This is a genomic window from Paenibacillus thalictri (genome assembly GCF_004307995.1).
GTDB classification, from domain to species: domain Bacteria; phylum Bacillota; class Bacilli; order Paenibacillales; family NBRC-103111; genus Paenibacillus_AF; species Paenibacillus_AF thalictri.
Window position 1 is genome coordinate 1 of the sequence record NZ_SIRE01000038.1, and the last position, 24,221, is coordinate 24,221.

At 51.5% G+C, this 24,221-nt stretch carries 17 protein-coding genes, 17 tRNA genes and 2 rRNA genes; 32 read left to right on the plus strand and 4 right to left on the minus strand.

All coding sequences use genetic code 11. From position 1 onward, the window contains the following. From EYB31_RS35775 to EYB31_RS35870, 20 genes are all read left to right on the plus strand, one after another. A 23S ribosomal RNA gene (locus EYB31_RS35775) occupies nt 1–228 on the plus strand; the annotation flags it as partial. Nucleotides 229–373: 145 nt separating this feature from the next. Beyond that, nucleotides 374–490, plus strand: a 5S ribosomal RNA gene (gene rrf / locus EYB31_RS35780). 45 nt (nt 491–535) lie between these two features. Continuing rightward, a tRNA-Asn gene (locus EYB31_RS35785) sits at nt 536–611 on the plus strand. Nucleotides 612–650: 39 nt separating this feature from the next. Continuing rightward, nucleotides 651–739: transfer RNA gene (locus EYB31_RS35790), tRNA-Ser, on the plus strand. A gap of 46 nt (nt 740–785) precedes the next feature. After that, nucleotides 786–861, plus strand: a tRNA-Val gene (locus EYB31_RS35795). Nucleotides 862–878: 17 nt separating this feature from the next. Further along, nucleotides 879–955 (plus strand) — tRNA-Met (locus EYB31_RS35800). 17 nt (nt 956–972) lie between these two features. Beyond that, nucleotides 973–1,049: transfer RNA gene (locus EYB31_RS35805), tRNA-Asp, on the plus strand. A gap of 164 nt (nt 1,050–1,213) precedes the next feature. Continuing rightward, a tRNA-Thr gene (locus EYB31_RS35810) sits at nt 1,214–1,288 on the plus strand. 9 nt (nt 1,289–1,297) lie between these two features. Then, nucleotides 1,298–1,383, plus strand: a tRNA-Tyr gene (locus EYB31_RS35815). Nucleotides 1,384–1,391: 8 nt separating this feature from the next. Beyond that, a tRNA-His gene (locus tag EYB31_RS35820) sits at nt 1,392–1,467 on the plus strand. Between the two features lie 16 nt (nt 1,468–1,483). Next, nucleotides 1,484–1,555: transfer RNA gene (locus EYB31_RS35825), tRNA-Gln, on the plus strand. A gap of 11 nt (nt 1,556–1,566) precedes the next feature. After that, a tRNA-Lys gene (locus tag EYB31_RS35830) sits at nt 1,567–1,639 on the plus strand. 17 nt (nt 1,640–1,656) lie between these two features. Beyond that, nucleotides 1,657–1,731, plus strand: a tRNA-Gly gene (locus tag EYB31_RS35835). 82 nt (nt 1,732–1,813) lie between these two features. Continuing rightward, nucleotides 1,814–1,888: transfer RNA gene (locus EYB31_RS35840), tRNA-Gly, on the plus strand. A gap of 3 nt (nt 1,889–1,891) precedes the next feature. Beyond that, a tRNA-Arg gene (locus EYB31_RS35845) sits at nt 1,892–1,968 on the plus strand. A gap of 20 nt (nt 1,969–1,988) precedes the next feature. Further along, nucleotides 1,989–2,071, plus strand: a tRNA-Leu gene (locus EYB31_RS35850). 10 nt (nt 2,072–2,081) lie between these two features. Further along, nucleotides 2,082–2,158 (plus strand) — tRNA-Pro (locus EYB31_RS35855). A 52-nt stretch (nt 2,159–2,210) separates the two neighbouring features. Beyond that, a tRNA-Gly gene (locus tag EYB31_RS35860) sits at nt 2,211–2,284 on the plus strand. 6 nt (nt 2,285–2,290) lie between these two features. Further along, a tRNA-Arg gene (locus EYB31_RS35865) sits at nt 2,291–2,364 on the plus strand. A 99-nt stretch (nt 2,365–2,463) separates the two neighbouring features. Continuing rightward, the gene (locus tag EYB31_RS35870; protein WP_131018376.1) at nt 2,464–3,909 is read left to right on the plus strand and encodes a stalk domain-containing protein; all 1,446 of its coding nucleotides are present in this window, start codon (nt 2,464–2,466) and stop codon (nt 3,907–3,909) included. Nucleotides 3,910–4,024: 115 nt separating this feature from the next. Here the strand turns inward: EYB31_RS35870 and carB are convergent, their stop codons facing one another. Next, on the minus strand, nt 4,025–7,216 hold the full coding sequence (carB, locus tag EYB31_RS35875; protein ID WP_131018377.1) for a carbamoyl-phosphate synthase large subunit: 3,192 nt from the start codon (nt 7,214–7,216) through the stop codon (nt 4,025–4,027). Beyond that, entirely contained in the window at nt 7,203–8,396 is a 1,194-nt protein-coding gene (locus EYB31_RS35880) for a carbamoyl phosphate synthase small subunit (RefSeq protein WP_131018378.1), read from the minus strand. The genes carB and EYB31_RS35880 overlap by 14 nt, the downstream gene beginning before the upstream one ends. Before the next feature lie 248 nt (nt 8,397–8,644). Between EYB31_RS35880 and EYB31_RS35885 the strand changes: the two genes are divergently transcribed. The 12 genes from EYB31_RS35885 (at nt 8,645) to EYB31_RS35940 (ending at nt 22,057) form a co-directional block, all read left to right on the plus strand. Beyond that, nucleotides 8,645–10,315 carry a PucR family transcriptional regulator gene (locus tag EYB31_RS35885; protein ID WP_131018379.1) on the plus strand — a complete coding sequence of 557 codons (1,671 nt, stop codon included), beginning with the start codon at nt 8,645–8,647 and terminating at the stop codon, nt 10,313–10,315. 113 nt (nt 10,316–10,428) lie between these two features. Beyond that, nucleotides 10,429–11,706, plus strand: a complete 1,278-nt coding sequence (locus tag EYB31_RS35890; RefSeq protein ID WP_131018380.1) for a dihydroorotase — start codon at nt 10,429–10,431, stop codon at nt 11,704–11,706. Nucleotides 11,707–11,954: 248 nt separating this feature from the next. Then, nucleotides 11,955–12,728 (plus strand): ABC transporter ATP-binding protein, encoded by a 774-nt coding sequence (locus EYB31_RS35895; protein WP_170318297.1) that lies wholly within the window; start codon nt 11,955–11,957, stop codon nt 12,726–12,728. Then, nucleotides 12,728–13,498, plus strand: coding sequence for an ABC transporter permease (locus EYB31_RS35900; RefSeq protein WP_131018381.1), 771 nt, complete (start codon nt 12,728–12,730; stop codon nt 13,496–13,498). The genes EYB31_RS35895 and EYB31_RS35900 overlap by 1 nt, the downstream gene beginning before the upstream one ends. 35 nt (nt 13,499–13,533) lie before the next feature. After that, nucleotides 13,534–14,322, plus strand: a complete 789-nt coding sequence (locus tag EYB31_RS35905) for a nucleoside phosphorylase (protein WP_131018382.1) — start codon at nt 13,534–13,536, stop codon at nt 14,320–14,322. A 1-nt stretch (nt 14,323) separates the two neighbouring features. Further along, nucleotides 14,324–15,358 (plus strand): ABC transporter substrate-binding protein, encoded by a 1,035-nt coding sequence (locus EYB31_RS35910; RefSeq protein ID WP_131018383.1) that lies wholly within the window; start codon nt 14,324–14,326, stop codon nt 15,356–15,358. A gap of 15 nt (nt 15,359–15,373) precedes the next feature. Continuing rightward, nucleotides 15,374–16,147, plus strand: coding sequence for an ABC transporter permease (locus EYB31_RS35915; RefSeq protein ID WP_131018384.1), 774 nt, complete (start codon nt 15,374–15,376; stop codon nt 16,145–16,147). 204 nt (nt 16,148–16,351) lie between these two features. Beyond that, a complete protein-coding gene (locus EYB31_RS35920) occupies nt 16,352–17,665 on the plus strand; it encodes a Zn-dependent hydrolase (RefSeq protein WP_131018385.1) in 1,314 nt (437 codons plus the stop codon). Next, nucleotides 17,634–18,422: a dihydroorotate dehydrogenase electron transfer subunit gene (locus tag EYB31_RS35925; RefSeq protein WP_240763184.1), complete on the plus strand. Its 789-nt coding sequence runs from the start codon at nt 17,634–17,636 to the stop codon at nt 18,420–18,422. Before EYB31_RS35920 ends, EYB31_RS35925 begins: the two co-directional genes overlap by 32 nt. Then, on the plus strand, nt 18,419–19,360 hold the full coding sequence (locus EYB31_RS35930) for a dihydroorotate dehydrogenase (protein WP_131018386.1): 942 nt from the start codon (nt 18,419–18,421) through the stop codon (nt 19,358–19,360). The genes EYB31_RS35925 and EYB31_RS35930 overlap by 4 nt, the downstream gene beginning before the upstream one ends. Then, entirely contained in the window at nt 19,351–20,316 is a 966-nt protein-coding gene (gene pyrF, locus EYB31_RS35935) for an orotidine-5'-phosphate decarboxylase (protein WP_131018387.1), read from the plus strand. The genes EYB31_RS35930 and pyrF overlap by 10 nt, the downstream gene beginning before the upstream one ends. Nucleotides 20,317–20,356: 40 nt before the next feature. Continuing rightward, the gene (locus EYB31_RS35940; protein ID WP_131018388.1) at nt 20,357–22,057 is read left to right on the plus strand and encodes a methyl-accepting chemotaxis protein; all 1,701 of its coding nucleotides are present in this window, start codon (nt 20,357–20,359) and stop codon (nt 22,055–22,057) included. A 139-nt stretch (nt 22,058–22,196) separates the two neighbouring features. Here the strand turns inward: EYB31_RS35940 and EYB31_RS35945 are convergent, their stop codons facing one another. Continuing rightward, nucleotides 22,197–23,024, minus strand: a complete 828-nt coding sequence (locus tag EYB31_RS35945; protein WP_131018432.1) for a carbohydrate ABC transporter permease — start codon at nt 23,022–23,024, stop codon at nt 22,197–22,199. A gap of 65 nt (nt 23,025–23,089) precedes the next feature. Next, nucleotides 23,090–24,046 (minus strand): ABC transporter permease, encoded by a 957-nt coding sequence (locus tag EYB31_RS35950; protein WP_131018389.1) that lies wholly within the window; start codon nt 24,044–24,046, stop codon nt 23,090–23,092. Between the last annotated feature and the right edge of the window lie 175 nt (nt 24,047–24,221).

The window sequence follows — 24,221 nt, forward strand, 5'->3', positions numbered from 1 at the left end:
GACCGGGATGGACGTACCGCTGGTGTACCAGTTGTCTCGCCAGAGGCACGGCTGGATAGCCAAGTACGGAAGGGATAAGCGCTGAAAGCATCTAAGCGTGAAGCCCCCCTCAAGATGAGATTTCCCAGTATGTAAGACCCCTTGTAGACGACGAGGTAGATAGGTTCGGGGTGGAAGCGCGGTAACGTGTGCAGCTGACGAATACTAATCGGTCGAGGGCTTAACCAAACATCCCAAAAAAGTGGAGTAACGCCATGAAGCTTATTCCTAATACTTTCTCGGGGCCCAAAGGACAAGAAGCAAATGCTGAAGTTGATTCGCATCCAGTTTTCAGGGATCAAGACCTGAACCGTTTTGCGTAAAGCAAAACATGTTTGGTGACGATGGCGGAGGGGAACCACGCGTACCCATCTCGAACACGACCGTTAAGTCCTCCAGCGCCGATGGTACTTAGACCGCAGGGTCTCGGGAGAGTAGGACGTTGCCAAGCGAATTATGCACATGGAACCGTTATGCGGATTCATGTGCGTTACGTTCCCTGATAGCTCAGTTGGTAGAGCACTCGACTGTTAATCGAGTTGTCACAGGTTCGAGTCCTGTTCGGGGAGCCACTTTTTTTCCGAGAAGCTTGATAGGGCTATGACACTTGTGGAGAGGTGTCCGAGTTGGCCGAAGGAGCACGATTGGAAATCGTGTAGGCGTCACAAGCGTCTCGAGGGTTCGAATCCCTCTCTCTCCGTAGTTTTACCTGGATTGCATAGGAATGGCGTATACATAAGATTTATGGAGGCTTAGCTCAGCTGGGAGAGCATCTGCCTTACAAGCAGAGGGTCGGCGGTTCGATCCCGTCAGCCTCCACCATATATATTTATTAACGACGCGGGGTGGAGCAGCCCGGTAGCTCGTCGGGCTCATAACCCGAAGGCCGCAGGTTCAAATCCTGCCCCCGCAACCAAATTCTTTTTTCATCGCGGAGCCGTGGTGTAGAGGCCTAACATGCCTGCCTGTCACGCAGGAGACCGCGGGTTCGAATCCCGTCGGCTCCGCCATTTACATCCTTATGCAAAGGATGAGAAACTTTAGGATCATCGAAGCAACGTTTCGTTTGTAATACAACGCAGTCTCGAAGTGAAACGGAGAGTATTCGTCGAATTTGTCATTTAACATCAAGTCGCCATGTAACATTCTTGTGAGGGATGAATTTTAAAATCATGCCGTCGTAGCTCAGGGGTAGAGCAACGCACTCGTAATGCGTAGGCCGGAGGTTCAATTCCTCTCGACGGCACCAGTGTCTTTCGGAGGATTAGCGAAGTGGCCAAACGCAGCAGACTGTAAATCTGTTCTCTGACGAGTTCGGTGGTTCGAATCCATCATCCTCCACCATTATTATGGCGGTCGTGGCGAAGTGGCTAACGCATCGGTCTGTGGCTCCGACATTCGAGGGTTCAATTCCCTTCGATCGCCCCATTCTTAAACAATCCATTGGGGATTAGCCAAGCGGTAAGGCAACGGACTTTGACTCCGTCATCCCTAGGTTCGAATCCTAGATCCCCAGTATTTTAGTACGAGCCATTAGCTCAGTTGGTAGAGCACCTGACTTTTAATCAGGGTGTCGTAGGTTCGAGTCCTACATGGCTCACTTTTTCTAAACATTATGCGGAAGTGGCTCAGCGGTAGAGCATCGCCTTGCCAAGGCGAGGGTCGCGGGTTCGATTCCCGTCTTCCGCTCCAAGACGATTCAACAAACATCGCTAAAAAAATTGCTTGCATCGTTGAGGGTTTTACATTATATTAGTATATGTTCTCTTTTTATGCGGAAGTGGCTCAGCGGTAGAGCATCGCCTTGCCAAGGCGAGGGTCGCGGGTTCGATTCCCGTCTTCCGCTCCATATGTTCCCTTAGCTCAGCTGGATAGAGCGTTTGACTACGAATCAAAAGGTCGGGAGTTCGAATCTCTCAGGGAACGCCATTTATTTTCTCAAGTATTATGCCGGTGTGGCGGAATTGGCAGACGCGCGCGACTCAAAATCGTGAGGGAAACCGTGGGGGTTCGAGTCCCTTCACCGGCACCAAATAGTATATCGGGATGTAGCTCAGCTTGGTAGAGCACCTGGTTTGGGACCAGGGGGTCGCATGTTCAAATCGTGTCATCCCGACCATTTTCCTACAGTGAGAGCGCTTATTTGATAGCAGCTATCACTTTTGTAATGTGCGGGTGTAGTTCAATGGTAGAACTCCAGCCTTCCAAGCTGGTAGCGTGGGTTCGATTCCCATCACCCGCTCCAATGTATGTCTCAGTAGCTCAGCTGGATAGAGCACTCGCCTTCTAAGCGAGTTGTCGGGGGTTCGAGTCCCTCCTGAGACGCTTTATAAATCAAATACATCTAGCGAATACGACCTCTTACGGCACATGCGTAGGAGGTCTTTTTAATTCTATGCGGGATGTTCCGGAGGAGAAACTATCATGAGAAAGAGCAGTATTTTTAAAATCGCGGCATGCATGTCGGTCTTGCTGCTGTTGCCGCTTTATGAAGCGGCTGCGGCATTTGCCGAAGATCAAGCGATTGTTCGCGAACAGCGGAAAATAAGCTACAATGGGAGCCTTTATACGGTAGATTTGATTCGGATCGATCTGAAGGATCCGACGATTCAGGTAAAAGCGGTAGCCGCCAACCATCAAGTAGGCAGCGTGCAGCCGTTCACCGAGATGATGGAGGAAAATGAGGCGGTTGTTGGCATTAACGGCACTTTTTTCGATGCGTTTACCAAAGATATTGATTACCGGACGCCGTACGGCATACTGGTGAACAACAACGATTTGTTCTATGGCGGGGACAAAGAGACCTCCATAACGGTTTCTACAGATAAAGAAGCCTCGGTACAGCGTCTGGCCATCGACAGCAGCGTAAACGTAGGACGTTACGGTTTTAAGCTGAATGGGGTTGACCGGTATTACGGAGATCAAGAGCGTGGAGCGTGGGTGTTTACAAAGGATTATGGCGACGTGGCGGACGAACCTGGAGTGAAGGTCTCCATCGGTCAAGATCAGAAGGTAATATCTATATCCGATGAGCCTGTAAGAATTCCGGAAGGCGGCAAGGTTCTCCTGCTGTCGACCGATCATCCTATCGAGCAGGTGTCCAAGCAGATTAAGCCCGGGGACAAGTTTGTCATGAACCAAACGGTGAGCAATCTGGATTCGAAGAAAGTGTCGCCTATTGAACAGCTTCAGCTTGCCATTGGTGCAGGACCTAAGCTGCTTACAGGCGGACAGGTAGATATCGATTTTGAACGGGACCGCTTTAACGATCCGCTTGTAACTTCTGAGGCGAACGTGCGGAGTTTTGCCGGGGTGGACGACAACGGTCGTCTAGTGCTCGGTATCATCTCTTATTGCACAATTGAACAAATGGCCAATGTGCTGCTGGAGACGGGAATGACCGACGCGATTAACTTGGATGGCGGCGCCAGCTCGGCGCTTTATTATCAAGGCACGCTGCTGCGCAGTCCCGGAAGGCTGTTAAGCAATGCGCTGATTGTACAGCAGACGGATCGGCCCCAAGTTCAAATCAGCGTAAACGGGCATGTGACAGGAGATAAGACGGGGTACATAGAAAACGGGATCACGATGGTTCCTTTTCGGATATTGCTTAACCGGCTTAATGCTAAATATGAATGGAATGCGGACGATTCCAGCCTTCATATTACCAAAGGAAAAGAACAAATCGATTTAAGGCTGCATAGTCAAACGGCTCAGGTGAATGGAGAGGCAGTGACTATGGATGCGGAACCGCAAATCATAAACGGACGTATCTTTGTGCCGCTGCGGTTTGTGGCTCAGTCATTAGGTGCTCCGGTGGAATGGAATGGTGAGTTGTACAGAGTGAATCTGTCAATCTCCGTCAAATAAACTCATTTTTAATATAAAAAAAGCCGGAGGAAGGCTCCGACTAGTTGTTCTCTTATTAGCAACTCACAATAATTGACCCGATTTCTCATATGAGAATCGGGTCAATTTATTGTTGTTACACGTTAATACTAAACGGCGTGAAATAAACTGATTCCAGCACGTCGGCGGCAGCTCGCACCGTGTCGATCGAAGTCAGGCAGGTAAGCCCAAGTTCGACGGCTTCACGCCGCAAGCGGAATCCGTGGCTAGAGGATAACTTGCCGTTTGTGGCCGTATTGATCAGAATATCGGCCTGAAAGGTCCGCAGAGAATGAATCAGCTCTTCCACAGGACAACTGGTTGCTGCGATATGCTCCTGCTGCAGCATACGCGCTGTACCCGGCGTAGCGATGATACGGTAGCCAAGACGATACAGCTTTCGTAAAGGCTCCAAAGCGGCCGTCTTATGCGCGTCTGAGACGGAGGCAATAACCGTTCCGCGAGAACGCAGTTTCATGCCGGCGGCAACAAGCCCTTTATACAGCGCTCTGTGGTAGCTTGCGTCCATGCCGATCACTTCGCCGGTCGATTTCATTTCCGGGCTGAGCGCAATTTCCACATTCGTTAATTTGGCAAAAGAGAATACAGGCACTTTGACGAACACGTGGTCCGGTTCTTGAAGCAGCCCGGACGGAAGTCCGAATGAGGCCAGGTTTTGTCCAAGGATGACTTTGGTTGCCCAGTTGGCCATCGGCACATGAGTGATTTTGCTCATAAAAGGAACGGTCCGTGATGCACGCGGATTGACCTCAATGACGAACACTTGCCCGTCGGACACGAGATATTGAATGTTAACCAATCCGACGACATGCAGATGCTGCGCGAGCTTCAGCGACATCTCGGTGATCTGGTCTTTGACCTCGGCGGACAACGTTTGCGGCGGGTATACCGCAATGGAATCGCCGGAGTGGACACCGGTCCGCTCGACTTGCTCCATAATGCCGGGAATGAGGATGGTCGATCCGTCGTAAATCGCATCGACCTCCACTTCGACTCCGGGCATATACCGGTCGATCAACACAGGATGCTCGGGATTGACATGCACCGCACGCTCCATGTAGATGAGCAGCTCGGCCTCCGAGCGGACAATTTCCATTGCGCGGCCTCCCAGCACATAAGAGGGGCGTACAAGCACCGGATAACCGATATTTGCGGCATGCCGGGCGGCCTCCTCAACCGAAAACGCAGTAGCCCCTTGCGGCTGAGGAATGTTCAGCCGGCGCAGCAGCGCTTCGAACTGCTTGCGGTCCTCGGCCATATCGATGCCGGCCAGCGGCGTTCCGAGAATAGGGACGCCTTGCGCAGCTAACGCGGATGCTAGGCGAATCGCAGTTTGTCCTCCGAATTGAACGATGACGCCTTCAGGCCGCTCATGACGGATAATGTGCATCACGTCTTCGATGTGCAGCGGCTCGAAGTACAGTCTGTCGGAGATATTGAAGTCCGTCGAGACCGTTTCCGGATTATTGTTGATAATGACCGCTTCATAACCCATTTCCTGAATGGCTTTAACGGCATGTACGGTCGAGTAGTCAAATTCGATACCTTGCCCGATCCGGATCGGACCGGAGCCAAGCACAACGATTCTAGGCTTGACCGGCACAGGGGTTTCATTTTCCGTCTCGTATGTCGAATAATAATAGGACGTGGCCGCCTCAAATTCGGCGGAGCAAGTGTCGACCATTTTATATACCGGAATGATGCCTTCGTCATAACGGTATTGTTGAAGTTCCGCAGCCGTTGTCAGGCGGTACGAAGGATTTGCGGCGCGGCGTACATCGGCGATCGCTTGATCGCTGAAACCGAGCCGTTTGGCCTCCAGAAGCGTTTCCCGCGGCAGTTCTTCCGGCAGCAGCAGCTCCTCGAATTGAATCAGTCCTTCAATGCTTGCCAAAAACCAGCGGTCGATGCGGGTTAACGCGTGAACCGCCTCAACCGTGCAGCCGCGGCGAAACGCCTCGGCCACCAGAAACAACCGCTCATCGTCGGCTTTACGCAGCCGGGTTTCAAGCAGCTCCTGCTCTAATTCGCGTGCTTCCGGCAGGTATAGCCGGGATAACCCGATCTCCAGGGAGCGAACCGCCTTTTGCAGCGATTCCTCAAATGTGCGGCCGATTGCCATGACTTCGCCGGTCGCTTTCATTTGCGTGCCAAGCGAACGATTGGCCAGCGGGAATTTATCGAACGGCCAACGCGGAATTTTGGCGATAATATAGTCCAGCGTCGGCTCAAAGAAAGCATACGTTTTACCTGTGACGGGATTCACAATCTCGTCCAGCGTGTAGCCGGCGGCGATTTTTGCCGCCATTTTGGCGATCGGATAACCTGTCGCTTTGGAGGCCAGCGCAGAAGAACGACTGACGCGCGGATTCACTTCGATGACATAATACTGGTAGCTGTCCGGGTCGAGGGCAAATTGCACATTACAGCCGCCTTCGATGCCCAGCGCGCGGACAATGCGGATCGAAGCGGAACGCAGCATCTGGTATTCGCGGTCGGATAACGTCTGGCTGGGGGCGACAACGATGCTGTCTCCCGTATGAACGCCGACAGGATCCACGTTTTCCATATTGCATATAACAATACAGTTGTCGGCCGCATCACGCATCACTTCGTATTCGATTTCTTTCATGCCGGCAATGCTTTTCTCCACCAGGCATTGGCCGATCGGACTGCTGCGCAGGCCGGATTGGATAATCTCCGCAAGTTCGGCTTCGCTGCTGGCGATACCGCCGCCGGTGCCGCCAAGCGTATAAGCCGGGCGAACGATAACGGGATAGCCGATTTCTGCGGCAAATTGCAGGGCGGCTTCCGCATCGGTTACAATGATGCTTTCCGGCACCGGCTGGTTCAGCTTGTTCATCAGCTCGCGGAACAACTCGCGGTCTTCCGCCATTTTGATCGAATCGAGCTTGGTGCCGAGCAGCTTGACGTCTTCTCTTTGCAAAATACCGTCTTTATCCAGCTCCAGCGCCATATTCAGTCCGGTTTGTCCGCCAAGCGTCGCAAGCACCCCGTCGGGGCGCTCCTGTAAAATAATTTGTTTCACGAAGTCCAGTGTGATCGGCTCCATGTATACTTTGCTGGCGAACGTCTGGTCGGTCATAATGGTCGCCGGGTTGCTGTTGATCAGAATGACTTCCAGTCCTTCTTCTTTTAATGCTTCGCAAGCTTGAGTGCCGGCATAGTCGAACTCGGCTGCTTGCCCGATGACGATGGGTCCCGAACCGATGATGAGAATTTTGTGCAAGTCTTTATTTTTGGGCATAAACAAGTTCTCCTTCTCTAGGTGCGGAAGCTGCAGCAGGGGCCGGCGGCGTTACTGGAGTCTCCGTAATTTTGGCCGGAGCTGCGAAACGTTGACCAGCGGCGCGGCCGCTTTGGAATTGATGAATGAGTTCGAGAAATTGATCGAATAAAAGATTGCTGTCATACGGCCCGGGGGCCGCTTCCGGATGAAATTGCACGGAGAAGGCGGGTGCATACTTATGACGCAAGCCTTCAACGGTGCCGTCGTTGTTGTTGATATAAGTCACTTCAAGTTCGGTTGAAGCGATGGTATCTTCAATGACCGTATAGCCGTGATTTTGCGATGTAATAATGCAGCGTCCGGTGGCAAGCTCCTTGACCGGATGGTTCGCACCTCTATGGCCAAAAGCAAGTTTACCGGTATCCGCGCCGCAGGCCAGAGCAAACAGCTGATGCCCGAGACAAATCCCGAACAGCGGAACTTCGCCAAGCAGCGCGCGAATCGTCTCTACTGCGTAAGGCACGTCTTGCGGGTCTCCGGGACCGTTGGACAGCAACACGCCGTCGGGAGCAAAGCTGCGGATCTGCTCGGCCGTGGCGTTATGCGGCACAACAACGACGTCGCAGCCGCGGCTGGTCAGCTCGCGGACCATACCCAGCTTCACGCCGAAATCGACCACGACGATACGCTCCTTAGCCCCGGGGCTGCGGTAGATGTGGGGCGTCGACACACGGGCTACATGATCCCGTGCGAGCCTTGTAACGCCGAGCTGTTCATGCAGCTCCGGCAGCGTTTCTGCGCCTGTCGTCAGCAGTCCTTTCATCGTTCCATGCTGCCGCAGCTTGCGCGTCAGCATTCTTGTATCGATGCCGCTGATGCCGGGAATACCGTATTGCTTCAGCAATTGATCCACATTGCTCAGGGCTCTCCAGTTGCTAGGCGTATTCTCATGTTTGCGAACGACAAACCCGCTGACCCAAGGGCGAATCGCCTCGAAATCGTCGCGGTTGACGCCGTAGTTGCCGATTAACGGATAGGTCATAGTCACGATTTGTCCGCAATAGGACGGGTCTGACAAGACCTCCTGGTAACCGGTGATACCTGTATTAAAAACGACTTCCCCTGCAGATCGGCCTTCGCTGCCGAATGCGGTTCCCTCAAAAAGTGTTCCATCTTCAAGCAATAGTCTGGCTTTCATTTCAGCTTCACTCCCAGCATTCCAAACGATTGATTAAATATACAACAGTATGAATATATATTCAATATGTTTTTTTCATAAAAGTCCCTTGTCTATCTTGGTTTTATGCTGAATATCACGCATTATCTCGATTTTATATAAAAATTCAAAGGATTAATAAAGCGTGTATAAGTCGCGAATTTAGCTATAATACATGAAAACGTGTATAATGGACTTTTATAAATGTTCGTATGGAAAGGGAGAAGCCGATGGGAGTAACAATTCGGGAAGCGATGCAAATCGGAGGACTGCTGCGGTGCAAAGTCGTTGCCGGGCAAAGCGGTCTTGACAGGCAAATCGAATATATCACCGTTATGGAAGTACCCGATGTGATTCGTTGGCTGAAAGGCAACGATCTGCTGCTGACGAGTCTGTATCCCATTAAAGACGACAAAGAAGCGATCGGACGGCTTGTGCAGCAGCTTAACGAAGTGGGAAGCTCCGCGCTGGCGATTAAGACCCATCGGTACGTGGAGGAAATTCCCGAAGCGATCATTGAAGCCGGCAACCGGCTCGGGCTCCCGATCATTGAAATCGAAAACGAAGTTTCTTACCTGGACATCATGACGCCGCTCATGGAGATCATGCTGAAGAAGTCCGATCCCGACAAACAGCAGATGGAGTCTTTTTTTCAATGGATTTCGGAGCTCGCCATGAGCGGCAAAGGCATTCCCGCTTTAATTGAAGCTGTACAACAGATGACGGACAATCTGGTCACCGTCGGCTCGGAAATTCCTTCTTTGGAGAGGCTGGGCAAAGGAAGAAACATATCCCCCTTAAACAGAGCGCAAAAAAGAGAACTGAAATCGGCCAAACGTTCCATCCGGATGGAGCGTATGTTTGACGACCGGATGACGCCGTGTATCGTAACCCCGCTGATGCTTAACGATGAGTTGTACGGGGACGTCACCTGCTGGCAGACAAAACGCGAATTCCGCGAGCTCGATTTTCAAGTGCTGAACCGGACGGTGCTGCTGATGGCGCTGGAATTTCAGAAGGCGATTACGAAGGCCGATGTCGAACAGACGTTTAAGGACGACTTTTTGTCCGATGTGCTGCTCGGGCATGTACAGGACAAGATGGAAGCGCTGGAGAAAGGGAAGATGTTCGGCTGGGACTTAACCAAAAACTATCAGATTCTTTCTATTGCATATACCACTCAAGGCGGAGAGACGGAAAACCGCGACCATGAAGCATTATGGGTACAGGAGCAACGGAGAAAGCTGCTGCGCAAGGTGAACGATATTTTCCGCTTCGGCGTGCATAAGGTTATTGTGGCGATCCGCAAGGAATTGATCGTTGTGCTTTACCCGCGGGAAGATGAGGTCGACAAGCGTGAATTTCCGCTCACCAGCGATCCGCAGAAGGGGCCGGTTATGCATCTGGCGGAGTCCATCCGGCAGCAGCTGGGAAATGAGTTTGAAGAGCTGCTGTTTACCATCGGCATCGGACGGTTTTACCAGGGCTTTGACGGTATTCATAAGGGCTACATGGAATCGTCGAAAGCGATTAAGCTGGGTAGGCCGGCACTCGGTCAAAAAGGCTGCATCCATTACGAAGATTTAGGCATCTTCCGGATTTTGAGCCAATTTAACGATTGGAAGGAGCTGGAGTCCCTTTATGCGGAGACGGTCGGCAAACTTGCCGACTACGACTGGAGCAACAATGCCAACCTGGTCGCTACGCTGGCGGAATATTTCGCCAACAACTGTGCGTTGTCGGAAACCGCGGAGAAGTTGTTTGTCCATGTGAATACGATGAAATACCGGCTGCAAAAAATCGAGCAGTTGACCGGCTGCAGTGTTCATGACGCGGAAAAAAGGCTGCTGCTTCACGTTGGGCTCAAAATCCACCAAATATTACAGGCTGAGAACGTATAGTTTTATCCGAACCGACGAATGTCGGTTTATTTTTTTGTCCTGTGAAACATATCGGCGGGATACGCGAAATTGGTACGATTTGATCAACAACTTACACCAAGGAGTGACCCCCAGTGAAAACGCTTATCAAAAATGGGACCGTGATGAACCCGGACACCGAGTTTAGCCGGACGGCCGATATGGTCATAGAGGACGGCAAAATTGTGACCATCGGGGATGCATCCATGGTGGAGGCGGATCAAGTGATCGACGCTACCGGCTTGCTTGTTGTACCCGGGCTCGTAGACATCCACGTACATTTTCGCGATCCGGGTTTTCCGCAAAAAGAAACGATACGTTCCGGATCGATGGCTGCCGCTGCGGGAGGGTTTACATCGGTAGTATGTATGCCCAACACTAAACCGGCCATCGATACGGTGGAGACGCTTGATTATGTGCTGCGGACTGCGAAGGAACAAGCGGCTGTTAAAGTGTATTCCTCGGCTGCGATGACTTATGGCATTAAAGGCGAAGAACTCACGGAGCTAAAGAAGCTTCATCAAGCCGGCGCCGTCACGTTTACGGATGACGGCAGGACGGTGATGGACCCTCATCTCGTGTATGAAGCGTTCCGCATTGCCGCCGAGCTGGATGTGCCGATCAGCTCGCATTGCGAGGATCACCGGCTGGTGAGCGGCGGCTCCCTGAATCGGGGAGTGGTCAGCAGGCAGTTGGGGGATCCGGGCATACCGGCGCTGGGCGAAGAGCTCATCATCGCCCGGGATATTTTGTTCGCCGAGGAGACGGGCGCAAGACTGCATATCCAGCACGTTTCCACAGCCCGCGGCGTTCAACTGATCCGCGAGGCCAAAGCTCGCGGGGTTCGGGTGACCGGCGAAGGAGCGCCGCACCATTTCTCGCTGACGGACGAGCAAGCGCTTGTTAGCGGCACCTTGGCTAAAGTCAATCCGCCGCTGCGAACGGCGCAGGATGTCGAAGCCGTCATTCGGGGATTGGCTGACGGCACGCTTGATGCGATAGCTACCGATCACGCGCCGCATACGCTGGACGAAAAGTCGCTTCCGCTGGCGCAAGCTCCATTTGGCCTTGTCGGGCTTGAAACGGCAGTCGGGTTAACGTTCACCTGTCTCGTACATCGCGGAAAGCTGTCGCTAATGGAGGCGATTGCCAAGCTGACGGTACGCCCGGCTCATATTATGGGGCTTCCAGCCGGAAAACTTCAGGTCGGGCAAGCGGCGGACATCACGGTGATTAATCCCGTTAAAGAATGGATCGTCGACCCGGATGCGTTCCATTCGAAGTCGCAAAACACGCCTTTTAAAGGGATGAGGCTGCGAGGAAAAACGGTTCTGACCATGGTTGACGGAAATGTCGTTTACAATGATCTGTAATGGGGAAAACTTTCATTATCTGACACGAATCGGCAAAACCCCCTAATCGTTCAGAGACAAGAAAGCGCATCACGTCACATTATATTACATCGAAAATAAAAATGAAAAAATTTTCAAAAAAGAACTATTGGCACGGATAAAAATGATCGTTAAATTTTGTCCGTAAAGACATACCACCTAACATCTAAAAATAATAGACTGTTTGTATGTCTGAAAATAAGTCATATTTTGCATGTTGAAGATAAAGAATGACGAAAACTAAAAGAGGTGCTTACCACGTGTCGACAACTGCGATTCGCATCGAAGACGTTAATAAAATATATAAATCCAGCGGCGGGCGCGAAGTACAAGCGTTAACCCACATTAATCTGGATGTTCAGAAGAGCGAGTTCATTTCCATTATCGGACCTTCCGGCTGCGGCAAATCGACTTTGCTGCGCATCTTGGCCAATCTGGACACACCGTCGTCCGGCTCCATTCAATGGGAGACGTCGGCCGATCATATCGGTTTCGTGTTTCAGGACGCTACGCTGCTGCCTTGGAAAACGGTTTATCAAAACGTGATGTTTCCGCTGGAAGTGAAAAAAATGGCGACCAAAGAAAACATCGCCAACCTCGACAAGCTGCTTGAGCTTGCAGGGCTCAAAGGATTTGAGAAGGCATATCCCCGTGAGTTGTCCGGCGGTATGAGACAGCGGGTATCGATTGTCCGGGCGCTTTCCTATAATCCGGACGTGCTGCTGATGGACGAGCCGTTCGGCGCGCTGGACGCGCTAACGCGCGACAAAATGGGGATCGAGCTGCTGCGGATTTGGAATGAGACCAAAAAGACAATTTTATTCGTCACGCATAGTATTTCGGAAGCTGCTTTCTTGTCGGACCGGGTCATCGTGATGTCTCCGCGTCCCGGTAAAATTGACGAAATCATCGATATCGACCTGCCTCGTCCGCGCGAGGTGGATGTTAAGGAAACAGCCGAGTTCGGAAGCTACGTGAAGAAGCTAAGGGAAGTGCTGGGCTGATGGCTAAGATCAGAGTCGTAGTAGAATACTTCGTTGCTATTGCTATCCTTGTGTTGGTATGGTACGCCTACGTCGTCGCTTTTGAAGTTCCCGAATTCATTCTGCCGCTTCCTGCCGAAGTCGGCAAAGCGTTTATCGAGATGTTCTCCAGTCAGAATGTGCTTCACCACTTCTCCGTCACGGCGGGCGAGGTACTGGCCGGCTTTGTGTTAGGCATTGTGCTTGGTTATGTGATCGGATATTCGATCGGCAAGGTCAAGGTGCTTGAAGAAGCGCTGATGCCCTACATTTTGCTGGCGCAAACGGCTCCGAAAATTGCGCTTGCTCCGCTGTTTGTCATCTGGTTTGGTCTCGGATTTACGTCCAAGCTGGTGCTTATCATCTCCATGGTGTTTTTCCCGGTCATGCTGGGAGCCGTCTTCGGCTTAAAAAGCATTACCTATAATATGAAATGCCTGATGCAAATAACCGGATTAAACTGGTGGCAAAAAATCGTTCAAGTTGAGCTGCCTTATTCGCTGCCGCAAATTTTTGCCGGTCTCAAGGTAGGTATGGTTCAGGCGGTTATCGCCTCGATTGTGGCCGAATGGATTTCAGGGGAAAGCGGTCTTGGGTATTTGCTGGTGTACAACAGCACAACCTATAATACGCCGATGCTGTTTGCGAGCATCATTTACACGATTGTTGTCGGCATTATTTTTTACGCGCTTATCGGGTTTCTGGAGGACCGCTTCTTGTTCTGGCACGAATCCAAGCAAATAGGCAAGTAAGCAAAACGGCAATCTGGAGAGGAGGTGACGATACATTGAGCAATAGATTCATTCAAGCGGATTTCCCTCTATACGAAGGCACCAAAGTACCTCATCTGCGGATTGCGGAAGGCGATGTAGCTCCTTGCGTATTGCTTCCGGGCGACCCGGGGCGGGTCGATCTGATCGGCGATTTGTTCGACAGTTATCAGATCTTAAGCTCGAATCGTGAATTTAAAGTAGGTACGGGCGACTATCACGGCACTCCCGTATCCGTATGTTCGACCGGCATCGGCGGTCCTTCCACCGAAATTGCGGTGCTCGAGCTGCTGCGTCTGAAAGCCAAATGCCTGCTGCGTATCGGCGGTACTGCAGCGATTCAGGAAGGCATCGATTGCGGCGACATCATTATCAATACGGGCAGCGTGCGGCTCGGCGGTTCCACTTCCCATTACGCCCGACCGGAATACCCGGCCGTTGCGAACCATTATGTTGTGCAAGCGCTGATCGAAGCATGCGAAAGATTGGGTCACCGTTATCATCTCGGCATTGGCGCAACAACGTCTTCGTTTTATCACGGACAGGGACGTAATGTTAGCCCCATGAATTATTCCGCCAATATTATCGATGAAATGAAAGCACTTGGAGTCATTAATCTGGAGATGGAGTCGGAGACGATTCTGACGATCTCTTCCGTACTTGGGGCGTATGCGGGAACGCTGCTTGTCGTTCATGCCAACCGCGTCACCAATCAATGGCTGGTCGATTATGAAGAAAGCCAACTCAAGATGTGCAAAACGGCCTTGCTGGCAGTCGAAATCCTAACAAAAAAAGGGGTATTTTAAGATGAAAAAATGGGTAAGCCTTGTTCTTGCAGTCATGCTCATTACCGTGCTTGCAGCTTGCGGCTCCAAACCGGGCAATGAAGCGGCTCCGGCACCTGCGGCCGGCGGCGAAAAGCCAAAAGAAGTTAAGAAAGTAACGATCCAAATCGACGGAGCTGCCGTTCCGTATTATGCGCCTCTGTATGTTGCGAAGGAGCAAGGATTTTTTAAAGAGCAAGGTCTTGATGTCGACTTTGTTTATGCCGATGCGGCAAGCATCGTGAAGAACGTAGCTGCGGACAATGTGCAGTTCGGTTTCCCGAACGCGGACGCTGTCATTACGGCTAAATCGCAAGGTATTCCGATCAAAGTGGTGCATACGACGTACCAGCACGGTCTGGGCGCGACGATCTTCAAGAAAAGCAAAGGCATTAAAGGCCCTCAAGATTTGAAAGGCAAAACCGTTGCCGTAACCAGCTTCGGCAGCCCGAACTACATTCAATTGCAAGTATTGGCCGAGAAAAGCGGCTTTAACGTGAAGGACATCAATACGAAGATCGTAGGTACCGGCGCGATCGTCAACGCACTTGTCGCCGATGAAGTGGACGCGATCACCTTCTCCATGCTGAGAACCGTTGAGCTGAAAAACAGCGGCGTCGATGTGGAAGAAATTCGTTCCGACGACTTCTTGCCTTCCTTCGGTAACGTCGTTGTTGTATCCGACAAATTTTTAAGCTCCAGCAAAGATACGGTGACCGGTTTTAATAAAGCACTCAACAAATCGCTGGATTACATTATTAACGGCCACGCGAAAGAAGCGATCGACATGTCGATCAAGAAGTATGCGCAATCGTCCGAAGGCAAACAAGACATCACCGAGAAAATTTTCAACGATGTGTTTATCCCTTACTTGTGGCAAAGCGATTTGACGAAAAAAGACGGCTACGGCGCTGCCGACATGGCAAGATGGCAGGCGGCAATCGATACTCAGAAAAAATACGATATCATTAAAACGGACGTAAAAGCTGAGGATCTGGTTGTTCCGAATTTGAAGTAATGCAGGTGATATTCCATGAGTAAATACGGACGTAAAACCTCCCTCATCATCGTTACGTTTATCGTGTTCCTATTGTTGTGGCAGGCCTATGTTTCCGTCTTTCATGTGCCGGTGCAGATTTTGCCGGGTCCGTCATTGTTTTTCTCCAAATTTCTGAACATCCTGCAGATGGGCGATATGGGCACACATATCGGGATGACGTTGTATGAGATCGCTGTAGGTTTTGTCATCGGCTGTTTGCTGGGTCTTGTATTCGGTTATTTGCTGGCCAAAAGCGTGCTTCTGGAGCGGCTCTTCACTCCTTATATCGTATTGGCCCAGATCGCGCCGAAAATTTCCATAGCGCCGTTGTTTCTGCTGTGGTTTGGTCTGGGAGCGACGTCGAAGGTTGCGCTCGTCATTCTTGTTGTGTTTTTCCCGATCATGGTTAATACGATTATCGGCATTCGTTCGGTGGAGAAAAACATGCAGGATTTGCTGCACATCCTGAAAGCCAACGCCTGGCAGCGGTTTTACTCCGTGGAGATTCCATATTCGCTGCCGTCGATTTTGTCAGGGGTGAAAGTATCCACCACATATGCGATTACCGGTGCGGTCATCGGCGAAATGATCGGCGCGAAAGCGGGTCTCGGCTATCTCGTCATATTGGGCAGCGAGACGTACGATATCAACATGATTTTGACCGCGGTTATTTTGCTCAGCGTAATGGGACTACTGCTGTATTTGCTGTCCGGTTATGCGGAGAAAAAGCTGCTGCGCTGGCATGAATCGCAGGAAGTCATCATGTAATACCAAGCTAGTCGATTTCACCTACCCCGGCGTATTTGCGTTCTGATGCAGAACTAAAGCGTCGGGGTGTTTCTTTTCCGAATACCGGGCTACCCGGTTATCCAAGCAGACAAATTAAGCGGTATTCTTTCGGCTTCAGCTACAACGACTGTCTTTTTGTTGTCATTTATAATGGGGAAAAAGTAGGTTATTGGGGTGAAAACCGTGAATATAGCTCGTTTGGAGAAAACGCTGCAGGAAATCAACGAGATTGGCGCTACGGAAGCGCAAGGGATTACAAGGCTTGGCTTTTCCAAGGAGCATTGGCAAGCGCAGCAATATGTGATTAGATCATGCAAAGCGGAAGGCATGGCGGTCCGTGTCGACGCCTGCGGCAATGTAATCGCCCGCCGGGAAGGCAGCCAGCCGGATCTCCCGGCGGTGGCATGCGGATCGCATCTGGATACGGTATATCAGGGAGGCCGATATGACGGCGCTCTTGGCGTTGCGGCCGGTTTGGAATTAGTGCGCAGCTTAAATGAGAAAGGGATCGTCACACGGCATTCGATTGAGCTGATTTCATTCGCTTGCGAAGAGTCGGCTCGGTTTGGCGTTTCGACGGTAGGCAGCAAGGCGATGGCCGGCAAGCTGGACGCCAAGCGGCTGGAGAAGCTTCTGGACAAAGAGGGGATTTCATTTTCGGAAGCGCTGACGGGAGTGGGCCTGGACTTTGCGGGCATTGAATCGGCAAGGCGGAACGGGAAGGAGCTCAAAGCATTTTTTGAGCTTCATATCGAGCAGGGGCCGGTGCTGGAAAACAGCGGGTTGTCGATCGGCATAGCAACCGGAATTGCGGCTCCTACGCGGCTGGATGTCACGATTGAAGGGAAAGCTTCGCATTCGGGGACGACGCCGATGAATTTGCGCAAGGATGCGCTGCTCGGCGCAGCGGAAATTGTGACAGGTCTGGAGCGAGCTGCACTGGCGGAAACGAAGTATGGCACAGTAGCTACGGCGGGTGTGTGCGATGTGCATCCAGGGGCGATGAATGTCATTCCCGACTGGGTTAACTTGAAGCTGGACATTCGCGGCACCAATAAGGAATCGCGACAAGCGGTTCATAACCGGCTGCTCGATATTTTTCGTTCGCTTGTGGCCAGCAGGGGTTTGAAGTTAACGACTCGGGTGCTCAGCGACGAAGACCCGGTGCTCCTTGACGAAGCGGTGGCCGGTTATTTGGCGGCATGCTGCGAGGAGGACGGAACCGCATTTACTCGTATGGTCAGCGGAGCGGGCCACGACGCGATGAATATGGCGGGCCTCTGTCCGACGGGCTTGATTTTTATACCGTCCCGGGACGGTTTAAGCCACCATCCGGACGAATACAGCTCGCTGGAACACATCGCGTGCGGCGCCAAGCTGCTGGAGAAAGCGGTGCTCGGATATGCCGAGGCTGTCAGCGGCGAATCGCTTTCTTATTTTACTAATCTGAACAGGAGCAACCAAGATGAAAGCGGCAAAGCTAAACATATTGTCTAACCGGCAGGTGAGCGAGCGTTATTGGCATATGATCGTCGACGCTTCCGAACTGCAGGAAGAAGTGCGGCCGGGTCAATTTTTTAACGTTCGCTGCGCCGATGAATATTTCCCCTTGCTCAGAAGGCCTTTCAGCATTTATCGCATTAATAAGGATAACCAAACGTTGGAGTTTCTATATCTAGTCAAAGGAATCGGGACACAACGCCTGACTGAACTGAAAGCGGGCGGCCAGGCGGATATTTTCGGACCGCTCGGTCAAGGTTTTTCGTTCAACGTCCAAAGCGGGACGATTCTTATGTTGGCCCGTGGCGTCGGGATCGCCACCTTGGCGGCTCTTGCGCAGGAAGCGGCCGAGCGCGGCATTCAAAGCGTGGCGATTCTCAGCGCGAGAACACGCAACGATCTGCTTGCGGCCGAAACGCTGCAAGGTTTTGGGGCGCAGATCTACGTGGTGACGGAAGAGGAAGGAACCAGCGGCGTGGAGCACGTGCGCGCTTTGCTGGAACGCATCATGAGCGAACGTGAGATCAGCGCGGCGTATACGTGCGGCTCGCGGCGCTTGTCCCGACTGCTGCAGGAGATGACTGCGGAGAAACATATTTTTGCGGAGATTGCGCTTGAGGAAAATATGGGCTGCGCGATGGGCGTCTGCTTTGCCTGCGTTTGCGATATTCACGATGCTGAAGGCGTAGCGCGGACGGTTCGCGTCTGTAAGGAAGGTCCCGTGTTTCCGCTGGAACAGGTGGTGCTGTCATGAGTGAATTCAAGGAACCGAAATTAAACCTGGAGGTCCGTATCGGCAGCCTCCGTCTGCAAAATCCGATTATGCCGGCTTCCGGCGCTTTTGGCGAAGAGATGGAGGACATCGTTGATTTCCGGCAGCTGGCGGCTTTTGTGCCGAAAAGCATTACCAAGGAACCCCGTAAAGGCAATGCGACGCCAAGGGTTTGCGAAGTGCCGGCAGGCATGATCAACTCGATCGGCATTCAAAGCAAAGGGATCGAGTATTATTTGGCCAACACGCTTCCGTATTACCGGAAATACGACATTCCGTTAATCTCCAGCATATCCGCCGACTCGGTCGATGAATTTGCGGAAATGGCGGAAATCATCAGCAGGGAGCAAGGAGTAGAAGCGCTGGAGTTGAACATCTCCTGCCCCAATCTGAAGGGCAACGGTCTTGCCTTCGGCATGGACCCGGAAGCGACGCGCAGCCTGGTCCGCAAGGTGAAGGAAGTGACGGATAAGCCGGTGATCGCCAAGTTGTCCCCGAATGTCACAAGCATTCAGGAGATCGCGATCGCTGCTCAAGACGGCGGGGCGGACGGCTTAAACGTAGCCAACACGATACTGGCGATGGCGATCGATATCCATTCGCGCCGGCCAAAAATCGGCAACGTCATGGGCGGTTTGTCCGGCCCTGCGGTGAAGCCGGTTATCGTGCGTATGATTTATCAGGTCAGCCAAGTGTCGCATCTGCCGATTATCGGCTGCGGCGGCGTGATGAACGGCGAAGACGCGATTGAAATGATGCTGGCAGGGGCTACCGCCGTACAGGTCGGTACGGCCAGCTTCATCAATCCTACGGCTATGAATGACATCCTGCGCGATATGAAAAACTACATGATTAGCCATAAGATCACCGATATTCACGATCTGATCGGGAAGGTAGAGGTGGGGTATCCATGTTCTTAAAGTCCCCGAAATCACGCATTATTTTGGCCTTGGACACGCCGGACCGTGAGCAAAGCTTGCATGTGATGGACCAATGCCGGGACGCTGTCGATGCAATCAAACTGAATTATCCTCTTGTGCTGCAAGAGGGTCTCTCTTTTATTGGGGAATTAAAGAAAAAGTATGATTTGCCGATTATCGCCGACTTCAAAATCGCCGACGTCCCCGTAACAAACAACCGGATCGTGCGGCTCGCCAAAAATGCCGGTGTCGATGCGGTCATGGTGCACGGGTTTATCGGTCCTGACGCAATCATGGAAGTTAAGGAAGTGGCGGGCGACGATATGGGCGTGTTTGTTGTCACCGAGTTGACTCATCCGGGCGGGCTGGAGTTCACCCGGCCGCACGCCAAACAATTTGCCGAGATGGCGGCTTATTTAGGCTGTTACGGCATCCAAGCTCCGGGCACAAGACCGGAGCAAATTCGCGTTATGCGGGAAACGGTTGGACCGGATATGAAGATTATCGCCTGCGGTATCGGCGCTCAAGGCGGCACGCTGCAAGCGGCTATTGAGGCCGGAGCCGACTTCGGCATCATCGGCAGAAGCATCTACGAGGCCGATGATCCGCGTGAAGCGGCAATGTCGCTCGCACGTTCGTGCGCCGAGGAACCCGACGTTGTCAAGGACGTCAGCGTGGTGAGATACTGCTCGGAGACGGAATCGTACACGCTGCGCGTGGAGCCGGCCCGGGAAATACGTGAGATTCTGAAGCGGTTTATCGGTTATTGCCAAAGCCGCCGCATCGGGCTGACGCTCCATCATGACGGTGGCATCTTGCTCCGCAAAGGCAAAAACATCATTCACATTTATAATGACGGCAGATGCCTGCTCAGCAATATTTCTTCGGTCGCTGAAGGCGAAGAGCTTGCACGCCGTTGGCTTGAGGAAATTCGCAGCGACATGAACAATTTATAGGAAAATAACGACACTTTTTTAACGGGGGGTTACGAAAAGCATGATGAACCTGATTCGCAACTTGAATATCCGGTACAAAATTTTGCTTTTAAATGTAACTGCCGTATGTTTCATCGTGCTTATTTCACTTATCGGATACTACTACATGACAAGCATGGCTGCAAATACACGGGAAGTTTACGAAAATCGGCTGCTGCCGATCAAATGGGTCGGTTCGATCCAAACGAGCATGCGCGTCTATGAAGCGAATATGCTGGAGTTTATGCTGACCAAAGACGAGCTGCTGAAGACGAAAATGGCCAAGCAAGATGAGGCTATTAATGAAGCGGTCGGGCTTTATGAAAAGCAGGCGGCGGACGCGGAGGAGCTGAAGCTGTTCCAGCAGTATAAGGACGCGCTTCCCGGGTATAGGGACAGTGTGGGCAAAATCATCGAGCTGGCGGCTGCGGGCAAAGAAGCGGCGGCCTATGACATGTTTAATCAGGCAAGTGTGATCGGCAATCAAATTAACGCCAGCTTGGCCGATTTGGCGGCTTACAACGAGCAGGTGGCCGACCGGCTGCATCAAAAAACGGAAAGTGAATCGAGCACTGCACAGATCATTGCGCTGGTGTCGACTTTGGCGTCTATCGCTTTGTTTATCGCCATTGGCATGCTGATCAGCCGTGTCATCACCGGACCGTTAGTAGCGCTGCAGGCGCTGATGAACGAGGCGGAAGCCGGCAATCTTTCCGTGAGCGGGGACTACCCGTACCAAGACGAGGTAGGCCGTCTGACCGGCTCGTTTAACAAGATGCTGCAAGGGCTTCGGGGGCTTGTCCTCCAAGTGGCGGACCATGCGATGACCATCTCGGCCAGTGCGCAGCAGCTGTTGGCCAGTACGGAGCAAGGAACCCGGGCGTCGGAGCAGATCGCTGCGTCCAGCGAACATCTGGCCCAGGAGCTGGACAAACAGATGAGCAGCTTGGAGCAAGCGGCCGGGGCTGTGTTGGATATCCGGCAAAACATCGATTCGATCGGGCGCAACAGCGGCAAAGTATACGAATCCGTCGTGCAGGCGGCTTCCGCTTCCAAGGAAGGGGCAACTACGGTATCGGCCGTGTCCGAGCAGATGAAATCCATTTACGGCGCCGTTCAGGATATGGATTCGCTGGTGGACATGCTTGGCAGAAATACGTCGGAAATCACTAAATTTATCGACATCATTCGAGAAATTTCAACGCAAACTAACCTGCTTTCTTTAAATGCCGCCATTGAAGCGGCAAGGGCGGGAGAAGCGGGACAAGGGTTCACCGTCGTGGCGGATGAAGTGCGGAAGCTGGCGGATCAGTCGGCAGCCTCCTCGGTTGAGATCGGCAAGCTGATCGCGGCGCTTCAAGGCGAAATGAAACGTATCGGCAGCACCATGCAGAAAGGGCTGTACGAAGCGGAGCAAGGTTTGCAAAAGACGGTCGAAACGCAGGTCGCCTTCGAGCACATCGACACGGCGGTCGATCATGTCTATTCAGGAGTCGCCGGCGTGAAGGGCACGATTGACCACTTGATCTCGGGCAGCGAGCGTATCGCCGCAGCGATGGAAGTGGTCAGCCATGTCGCCAAGGAAGGCATGGCCGTCAGCGAGCAGGGCAGCGCATCAAGCCAGGAGCAATTTTCGAGCATGGAGGAAATCCGTCACTCGGCCGAATCGCTGGCTAAGCTTTCCGAGGAACTTCAAGAATCGCTGCACAGCTTCAAGCTGTAACGACGCGGTATAAGCAGTATACATAGTTCAGCAAAAGGAGACCTCTTGTACATAGGGTCTCCTTTTTTCGTTCTCAGCATAACAAAAAAAGCTTAAACAAGCGGTAATTTCTTTGCTTGATTTAAGCTTTTACCTATTGTTATGTTTTGATGGACCCGACCAGCATTCCTTTGATGAAATGCTTTTGCAGGAACGGATACACCAGCATGATCGGGATCGTTGCAATAATGATAACCGCCATTTTCAAGCCTTCCGGTGAAATGAGCGTCATCATATCAGAAGTGACGTCCGACGAACCCATATTATCCGTAATGACGATTTCTCTCAGCCGCACTTGAAGTGTAATAAGCGAGCGTTTGTCGATGTAGTATATGGCCTGCGAGTACATATTCCAGTTGGCAACGGCATACATTATGCCCATCGTCGCCATGACCGGCTTCGACATGGGCAGCACAATGTTCCAGATCATGCGAAATTCGCCGCAGCCATCGATTCTGGCCGAATCCAGCAATTCATTTGGCAAATTCATGAAAAATGAGCGCATCACGAACAAATTGTAAGCACTAATGGCGGCAGGAATCATCAGCGCCCATAGGGTATTCAGCATATGCAGGTTTTTTAGAAGCAGGTAGTTCGGAATGAGCGGTGCGTGAAAAATCATCGTAATCAGCACCATGATGAGCGCTGGTTTTCTATAAAGATACTCCGGTCTGGATAATGGATATGCTAAGCTTGCGGTTGCCGCCAAGTTGATCAAAGTACCGCCAACCGTAATAATCACACTGTTGCGGAAGGCAACCCAGATGGACGGGTCTTTCAAAATCAAATGATAATTCTCGAGCGTAAATCCAACCGGCCATATCCCGATCGCTCCGCTATTGATCGCATCGGCGTTACTGAACGACTGGGCGAGAACATTCAGAATCGGGAGCACCATCGTGAGTCCGATGAGCAATAGAAAAAGCATGTTAAACAGCTGGAATGCACGCTGGCCTTTCGTTATAATCACAACTCAAACCTCCTCGGCTACAATTAATAAAGTCCGTCGCCGGTCATTTTTTTGCTAAGTATGTTGCCAATCATAATCATAACCAGACCAACAAGCGATTTGAAAATACCGATTGCCGTAGTATAGCTATACTGCCGATCGATAAGTCCTGCGCGATAGACGTAGGTGTCTAAAATCTCTCCATTTTCACTGTTGAGCGAATTCAGAAACACAAATACGCGTTCAAAACCGAAGTCCATAAATCGTCCGATGTGCAGTAAAAACAAAATGACAATAACAGGCAGGATCGACGGAATGGTGATGGAGATGACTTGGCGAAATTTGCCCGCCCCATCGAGGTCGGCGGCTTCGTATAAGTCGGGATTGATGCCTGCGATTGCAGCCAGATAAATAATTGTACCCCAACCGCTATCTTTCCAAATGCCGGATCCGATAAGAAGCGAACGAATGTAAGTATTTTCCCCAAGGAAATAAATCGGTTCGATATGAAACCAGCCAAGCACATGATTTACGACGCCGTTTGTCGGAGACAACATGCTGACAATCATACCTCCGACGATGACCCATGAAAGGAAATGCGGCATGTAGATGACCGTTTGCATAATCCTTTTGTACACATGGATACGGATTTCATTCAGCAAAATGGCTAATACGATGGGGATTGGAAAGGCGAATATGAGGTCGTAAATACCAATCAGAAGCGTATTTTTTAAAATAATAAGAAACTCGTCATAAGCAAACATCCGCTCGAAATGGGCAAAGCCAACCCAAGGGCTGTCCGAGATTCCTTTGAAAATGTTGTAATCCTGAAACGCAATGATCGAACCTGACAAGGGAATGTACTTAAAGACCATAAAATACAAAAGCCCCGGAATGGAAATTAAATACAGAGGCCAATATTTCAAGATAAACGCCCTTTTGGTTTTTTTAGAAGTAAACTGATATATCACTTGTCCCGACGTATCCGTTTTTGAAGCCATGTTCATTTTCTCCTTCCCATACTGCGAACCATGAATTCATCATACTATGGCGATGGAGAGGCATCCATGTGAAAACTTTGAAGACACATGTGTTTTTTTATGGTTGCAGGCTATGCGCAGCTGCATGGGCTTTAGGAAAGGTTCATCTATTGCTCACTCCGTGCATACGTAGTAA